3 protein-coding genes are annotated in these 5,208 nt (G+C 62.9%); all 3 read left to right on the forward strand.

From position 1 onward, the window contains the following. Positions 1 to 1,807 precede the first annotated feature (1,807 nt). The gene (locus AAF184_24545; GenBank protein MEO0425526.1) at positions 1,808 to 3,697 is read left to right on the forward strand and encodes a reverse transcriptase domain-containing protein; all 1,890 of its coding nucleotides are present in this window, start codon (positions 1,808 to 1,810) and stop codon (positions 3,695 to 3,697) included. A gap of 251 nt (positions 3,698 to 3,948) precedes the next feature. Then, positions 3,949 to 4,749, forward strand: coding sequence for a hypothetical protein (locus tag AAF184_24550; protein MEO0425527.1), 801 nt, complete (start codon positions 3,949 to 3,951; stop codon positions 4,747 to 4,749). 274 nt (positions 4,750 to 5,023) lie between these two features. Beyond that, a partial coding sequence (locus AAF184_24555) for a hypothetical protein (protein MEO0425528.1) occupies positions 5,024 to 5,208 on the forward strand: 185 nt, incomplete at its 3' end.

Consider the following 5,208-nt stretch of genomic DNA (forward strand, 5'->3'; position numbering starts at 1 on the left):
ACCGAAGGCCCTGGGCAAGAGTCCGAAGGAGGCTCGAGAGGTAGACCTGAAGGTGTTGATGTCAGTCAGCACACGCCACACCTGCTGCTCTAGACGGACCCCGTCCGTCCTACAAAAATGAAGGACTCCTGTCCTTCTGTCCTGAAAAAGGCGGGAATTTTCCCGCCCAAAAACACGCCGCGGCGCGCACACACCACGTCGGCATCGCCGCGCGCGCGGAAAAAACCGCCAAAAGGACTGCAAGAGGTCTTGCAGCAGCCTCAGCCACACACCTTCCCATGTCTCATTTTTTGGGAAGCACGCTGAAGGCCCTCGGAGGCTGGCTCACGCCGTCTCCCGAGCGGCCGCCTCCGGTCTCCGGCGATGGCCGTAGAGCACCGATGGTTCCGGTCTCCGGGATTCCCGTTAGAGACCATGAGGTGTCCCCCGAGCGGGATGCCGCTGCGAATCCAGGGGAGGCCGACCCTTCTGGTCAGGCCGCAGCCCTGCTGTCGCAGATGGAGCACACCGAGCCGCCTGCGGTGCGGTGTGTCCCACACAACGCGCATGTCCATGATGTGGTGGACGAACAGGTCGACCGAACGAGCCTCCTGATGGACTCTCAGCCCGGGCCGAGGTCCCAAGGGACCGAAGGCCCTGGGCAAGAGTCCGAAGGAGGCTCGAGAGGTAGACCTGCCAACCGCGCCAGCCCAGGTCTACCTCCCGTGGAGGACATGCCGTTGGAGGAGGACGATGACGAGGTCGCGTCCGACTCGGAGCCGCCCTACTTCTCGACGAACCCGATCGTATGGCCTACAATGTCAGCGGCAGCTGCTGATGAGTGCGCTGATCGGGCATTCGAAGGGGCTCCGTGGCTCACTGAATCCGCGAACGAGGTGTCCCGGAGCACAATCGCCTGGTCCTCGCGCGACTTGGCGCCCTTAGCATCTGCGCCTCAACGTCGCGGCGAGCTTCTGCAGTGGACCAAGGCGATGGCCGACTCGTACCGCGCATCGCAGAACACTCTGCGTGCGGTAATCATCCTCCAGCAGGTTATTGCGGACTGGTCCGAGGACGAGCCGTCCGTGTCCGTCGCTAACGGGCACGAGGCAGCCCATCGCGCAGCCACGCTGGCGTCAGCCGCGGTGGCAAACTTCGCCAAGGCGTTCCGCAACCAGTACACGCGGGCGCTGAACCTCGAGACGCTCATCGATACCATGCCGGAGGGCTCCCTCTCTTTGATCACCGACGAGTATCGTCAGTCGATTTCAACGGAGCACGAGGAGCGGACGCGCTTCGTGGCGTCGGTGTCGGCGCACCTGAAGCCCCCGCCTCGCGCTGGAGCGGGACGAGGCAACGGTCGTGCAGGACACCGAGGTGCCCGAACCCGCAGAGGTAGCGCTGCCTCACAGCGCGCACGCTCTGAGCGGCGACGCGAAGAGGCGGAGGACGAACCACCACCGAAGCGTCGGCGTGAAAACGACGCGTCCGCTCAAAGGCGTGATTTTTCCGGGGGCCGGAAAGACGCACCGGCCCCCAAGGGCAAGCGCAACAACCAGGGCAAGCACGGCCAACGGAAGCGAAAGTAACGGAGAACTGGGACGAGATCGAGCGCCAGGTCACCAACAAGCTTGCGGAGGCGCGGACGACAGCGTTTGGGTTCAGCATTGGTCGGTCCTTGGAGGCCTGGCGACGTTTGGTGCATTCAGCGCCGAGGTGGCTCTACGAGGGGGGAGTCTCATGGACATGGTTGGCCTCACGGCCACCGCGACAGCGGTCGCAGCCGCGCGTGTTCTCTGGCGAGCAGGTAGAGGAGCGCGCTCTGGACATGCTGGTCCAGAACGGCCTACGCGACGGCGTCATAGAGCGCACTTCTCGCAAAGACGTGCGCTGGGCGTCGACAGCCTTCCCGATACCCAAGAAGAAGAAGGGTACATGGAGATTGTTGCTGAACTTGAAGATCCTCAACACCTTCATCCAGGACGAGCCCTTTCAGATGCCGGGCCTCCCGGAGGTCCTCGATCTCCTAACACCGAATGCTTGGATGAGCCAATTCGATGTGACGGAGGCTTTCCACCACCTGGAGGTCAAGCCCTCATTCCGACCCTTCCTTTCCTTCCAACACAAGGGCCGTTGGTACCGGTACCGCACGTGTCCGATGGGGCTCTGCGTGAGCCCACGTCGCCTACACACCCTCCTGCAGTCGGTCATGAAGGAGCTGCGCCGAGCGGGCGTGGCGGCAGTGCTGTACGTGGACGATGGCCTACTGGTGTTCGTCTCCACCCACGAGGCGTCGATACAGTGGCCACTAGTGGCCCACACGCTGGCGTCCCTCGGCATACACATCAAGGGCGAGAAGTGCATCATCCGCCCAACGCAGCGCATCGAGTTTCTCGGGTGGATCCTGGACACCAAGAGCTTCACGATCGAGCTGCCAGCAGACAAGGTGCGCAAGTTGACGCAGGCGGCACAGACGATGCACGGCCAACTGCGGCATCACCCGAGCAGCGTGACGGCGCGCTTGCTCAGCCGCCTCATCGGCCAGTTGATCGCGGCGTCGGCGGCGATTTTCGGAGCTCGCGCGCACATGAGCGGCCTTATGTCGCTCCTGTACTCGATCCTCAGGCGCACCAACTCCTACGAGGGAGTAGTGCACCCCTCGGACTGGGGCTACGACCGTGCGATGATCGAAGCGAAGGAGTGGGCGGAGCATCTCTCCCACTGGCATGGACGGGGTATCCTCCAGCGTCCGGCGGAGCATATCTTGGACACCGACGCGAGCGGGTACGCCTATGGGGCAGTCCTGGCCCGCTCCCCGATGGGTCCGTGGTCCCTCCAGGCGCGCTTCACTGGAGCAGAACGCCGCCGCCACATCACGTTCAAGGAGTTGGCAGGGGCCACGCGGTCCCTGGCTGCGTTCATCGAACAGAAGGACCTGCGCGACACATCGATACTGCTGCGCACCGACAACACGTGCGCGGCGAGCTACCTTCGACGCATGGGGGGCAAGCTGATCTCACTCACCATGCTGACCCTGGAGCTTTGGGCCATCCTCCGCGCCCGTCGGATAGATATGCAGGCTGTCTACCTCCCGGGAGAGGACAACGACAAGGCGGACAGAGCATCGCGGGTGATTCACCCACTGGGGGAGGCCAAGCTGCGGCCAGAGTTCTTCCAGGCTATCTGCCGATTCTTTCGCCTGGACGCCGACCAGACCATCGACATGTTCGCGTCCCCGCAGACGGCGCAGACGCGCCTCTTCGGCTCCCTTCGCTTCACCCTAGGAGCGCTTTTCGTGGACGCGCTGTCGGTCAAGGAGGAGGAGCTGCCGAGCGGCGTAGCACTGTACGCGTTCCCCCCACCGGCCATCCTGTCGAGGTTCCTCGCGAAGATCCGCAACGAGAGGTGGACGCGCCGCATTATCTTGGTGCACCCCGCGTGGCCGTCAGCCACGTGGTGGACCCTCCTGGCGCGCCTACTGTGCGCGCCTCCGGCCATCTTATCGTCGCAGAACCCGCTGCTGAGCCTACCGGCGGAGCAGGACATGCAGGTGACGGTGCAGTGGGCGATGCTCGCATCGCCTATCTGCGGCGCCACCTGGAGCGAAGAGGCTTCTGTGAGAATGCCGTCCGCAACGTTCTCGCTCGCTGGCGCCACCGCGAAGGCCGGCACCACGACGCAGCTTGGTCGGCCTTCGAGCAGTGGTGCGTGTCAATAGGGGTGAGCGTCGACGAAGCCGACAGCGTCACGTTCACCAACTACGCAGCGGCGCTGGGGGCAGCAACCCCGCGACTTTCGCCAACACAGCTCCGCTCCCGACTCCAGGCCGTGTCTACTACAATTCGCCTCGCTCGGAATGTCGAGGTGATCTCTCTCGCGTCTGGCGCACAGACGAGGGCGCATCGACTACAAGCAGCCTGTGGAACACCGGACGAAGAAGCTCGTTCACCGGTCGACCTTCGAGGGCTCTTGGACACCTTCGTGGCGCAGCCGCTCTCTGCAACGAGCAACCCCAAAGATCTGCGGGGCCGTTTGGCGTTTCTGCTTATGCTTGACGGTGCCATGCGACCGTCGGACATTGCTCGGTTGGATGTTCGCACTTTGCGCTTCCTGGTTGGCGAGGCGCAGATGTCGTGGGCGCAACTGCAGGCGGCTGACATCGAGGTGGCGTTATCGACGGACGTCTCTGCCTTTCAGTTCCGCATCTTCCGGCCGAAGGAGTTCCACCTCCGGCCAGCGTCGTTCTCGTCGGACTGGTCGCCGTTGATCACGGTGATGCGGCCTCGAGCGAGTCACGTGCAGCTCTCGGCTGATGGCGCCCTTCAGGTGGACACAGCCGTCCTCCTGGACTGGTACCTTCGGCGCCTCCAGGCGTCCGCAGTCCAGACACCAGCTTTGTCTCACTCACTTCCACCAGAGCAGCAGGAGGCGACGACCATGGAGTCGGTGGGCCTCCTTGTGTCGCTTCGTAAGAAGCAGGGAGTGTACCGGATGCTTGGAGAGGAGCGCGTGAGCAATGTGGTACAGGAGACGGCTTGGGAGCTGGGCAACGTGCGCATTGATCATTATTCACTTTTGCGGGGGCGTTCGGGCTCTGTGTTGGACGCGATCGGCCAGGACGCGACGCCCGCCTTGGAGCGGGCACGTCATTCTCGTTCCACCTTCTTGCGACACTATCGCGCTGCGGTTCCAGCTCGGCAGTTGGCGGCCATTTCGGCGTCACCTTTCTCTTTGGAGCAGCTCCGAGTGGAGGAGCTCTTACGTTTGTAGCGTTGTTCTTGCCAGCTTCGTTTGTCGCTTTGCTTGTTTTGATTGAGTTTGCCAGAGGCGTGCTTGGGGTTTTGTGTGGTGGCTTCGGCTGCTGCAAGACCTCTTGCAGTCCTTTTGGCGGTTTTTTCCGCGCGCGCGGCGATGCCGACGTGGTGTGTGCGCGCCGCGGTGTGTTTTTGGGCGGGAAAATTCCCGCCTTTTTCAGGACAGAAGGACAGGAGTCCTTCATTTTTGTAGGACGGACAGGGTCCGTCTAGAGCAGCAGGTGTGGCGTGTGCTGACTGACATCAACACCTTCAGGTCTACCTCTCGAGCCTCCTTCGGACTCTTGCCCAGGGCCTTCGGTCCCTTGGGACCTCGGCCCGGGCTTAGGCTTAGGCTTAGGCTTAGGCTTAGGCTTAGGCTTAGGCTTAGGCTTAGGCTTAGGCTTAGGCTTAGGCTTAGGCTTAGGCTTAGGCT

The organism is Pseudomonadota bacterium (assembly GCA_039815145.1).
Lineage (GTDB): Bacteria > Pseudomonadota > Gammaproteobacteria > Steroidobacterales > JBCBZW01 > JBCBZW01.

Excerpts from the sequence above, each read along its gene's own strand:
- AAF184_24545 (MEO0425526.1), top strand. The coding sequence starts at position 1,808 with ATGCTGGTCCAGAACGGCCTACGCGACGGCGTCATAGAGCGCACTTCT.